General features: G+C 60.6%; 2 protein-coding genes. Both read right to left on the reverse strand.

The annotated features are described in order from the left end of the window. A partial coding sequence (locus WA354_RS03145) for an FGGY family carbohydrate kinase (RefSeq protein WP_472811556.1) occupies window positions 1–1,158 on the reverse strand: 1,158 nt, incomplete at its 3' end. Window positions 1,159–1,240: 82 nt separating this feature from the next. Further along, window positions 1,241–2,674 (reverse strand): bifunctional 2-methylcitrate dehydratase/aconitate hydratase (locus WA354_RS03150; protein ID WP_472811557.1); only part of this gene is annotated, 1,434 nt, incomplete at its 5' end.

A 2,674-nucleotide genomic window follows, 5' to 3' on the forward strand; every position in this document is an offset into this window, starting at 1 on the left:
CTCAAGCGCCGCTCGCGCAATGTGTCCCGGCTTCGTATCGCGCCGCAGTCCAATCAACAAACCTCCAGCATGCGGATCCCAATGCGGCGCGCCCAGCCCAACGAATGCCGGCACAAACACCACGCCGCCCGTATCCGGCACGCTTGCAGCCAGCGCCTCCACTTCAGCCGACGATCCAATGAGCCGAAGATTATCGCGCAGCCACTGCACCACCGCTCCGCCAATAAAGATGCTGCCCTCAAGCGCATATTCCAGCCGCTTCTGCGCGCTCGCCGCCAGCGTCGTAATCAGCTTGTGCTTCGACCGCACAAACCCCGTCCCGTTGCTATCGCGTCCCGTCCCGATGTTCTGCAGCAGAAAACAGCCGGTTCCATACGTGTTCTTCGCTTCGCCGGCATTCCAGCAAAGCTGCCCAAACAGCGCAGCCTGCTGGTCTCCCGCAATCCCCGCAATCGCCACGCCGCCCAACCCCAGCGATGTCGTCACCTCGCCAATGCGGTCGCTCGACCACACCACCTCCGGCAGCATCGTCGCGGGCACGTCGAAAATGCGCAGCAACTCAGCATCCCATTCGCCCTTCACGATGTTGTAGAGCAACGTGCGCGAAGCGTTCGTCACGTCCGTCACGTGCCGCATGCCGCTGGTCAGATGCCAGATCAGCCAGCTGTCCACCGTCCCAAACGCCAACTCGCCGCGCTCCGCCCGCTCCCGCGCGCCTGCAACGTTGTCCAGAATCCATCGCACCTTCGTCCCCGAAAAATACGGGTCCAGTACGAGTCCGGTCTTTGAAGAAACTGTCTCTCCAACTCCGGTCCTCTCCAGTGCATCGCACTGCGCGGCTGTCCGCCGGTCCTGCCACACAATCGCCGGATGAATGGCCTTGCCGGTCTCGCGCTCCCACACGACCACAGTCTCGCGTTGGTTCGTAATGCCGATCGCCGCCACATCGCGCGGACGCGCACCGGCCTTGCCCAGCACCTCTACCGCACACGCCAGTTGGCTAGTCAGAATTTCCGTGGGATCGTGTTCCACCCAGCCCGGCTGCGGGTAGAACTGCTCGAACTCATGCTGCGCTACCGCAACAATCGAGCCGGCTTCATCAAACAGAATGGCACGCGAACTCGTCGTGCCCTGGTCCAGTGCAAGAATATATGCCATTGGGTGTGGTCAACCTTCGGACCCAAGTCAAACACGCGTACCCACGGTGCCGCAACCATCCTTATAATGAGCACTGCAGAATTCACACCACGTACAAATCCACATACTCACTCACCGCCATTCGCTCCAGCCGTTCCCGATCAAGCGAAGCATCCAGAATCCGCCGCTGCTGCTCTTCGCCAAATCGCCGCGCCAGGTTGCGCTTGAACTTTTCCACCAGCAGCGGCATGCCCTCATCGCGCCGCCGCTTGTGCCCAATTGGAAACTCGACCGTTTCCTCGAGCACCGTCCCATCCTTCAACTCCACACGCAACCCGTTCGCAATCGAACGCTTTTCCGGATCGTGATAATCCCGCGTAAATCGCGGCTCCTCCGCGCACTCCATCTTCGCCCGCAACGCATCGATTCGCGGATCGCCGGCAATCTTGTCTTCGTAATCCGCCGCCGTAAGCCGCCCGAAAATCAGCGGAATGGCAATCATGTACTGCACGCAGTGATCGCGATCCGCAGGATTTGAAAGCGGCCCCTTCTTGTCAATAATCCGCAGACACGCCTCATGCGTTCGAATCGTAATGCGCTGAATGTCCTCAGCTTTTTTTTCAGCCGCATCAAGCTTCGCTTTCAACGTCATCGCCGCTTCCACCGCCGTCTGCGCGTGAAACTCCGCCGGGAAGCTGATCTTGAACAGCACGTTCTCCATCACGTAGCTGCCATAAGGCCGTTGAAATTTGAACTCCTGCCCGCGGAACAACACGTCGTAGAATCCCCACGTCTTCGCCGACAATGCCGAGGGATACCCCATCTCGCCGGCCCGCGCCATCAACGCCAATCGCACCGCCCGGCTCGTCGCATCGCCCGCCGCCCAGCTCTTCCGCGATCCCGTATTCGGCGCGTGCCTATACGTGCGCAGACTCTGCCCGTCCACCCACGCCAGCGAAATGGCATTCACCGTTTGCTCGCGGCTCATCCCCAATAACCCGCAGACCACGGCAGTGGATGCCACTTTCACCAGCACAACGTGATCCAGGCCCACCTTGTTGAACGAATTCTCCAGCGCAATGCAGCCCTGGATCTCATGCGCCTTGATCATCCCCGCCAGTACCTGCTTTATCGTCAACGGCGTCTTGCCCACCACCGCTCCGGTCCGCGAAACCCAGTCCCCCACCGCCAGAATTCCGCCCAGATTATCCGAAGGATGTCCCCACTCCGCCGCCAGCCACGTGTCGTTGAAGTCCAGCCAGCGAATCATCGCGCCAATGTTGAAGGCGGCCTGCACAGGATCGAGTTGATAGCTCGTCCCCGGCACGCGCGCCCCATGCGGAACGACAGCGCCCGGCACAATCGGCCCCAAAAGCTTCGTGCATGCAGGGTACTCGAGCGCTTCCAGCCCGCATCCCAGCGTATCGATCAGGCAATAGGCCGCCGTCTCATACGCAAGATCGCTCTTGACCTCGTACCCCAGCGCGTAATCCGCAATGTCCGTGATGACTTTATCGAACGCCGGCCGTTCATTACT

Origin of the sequence: Occallatibacter sp. (assembly GCF_049802275.1) — a bacterium.
GTDB lineage: Bacteria > Acidobacteriota > Terriglobia > Terriglobales > Acidobacteriaceae > Telmatobacter.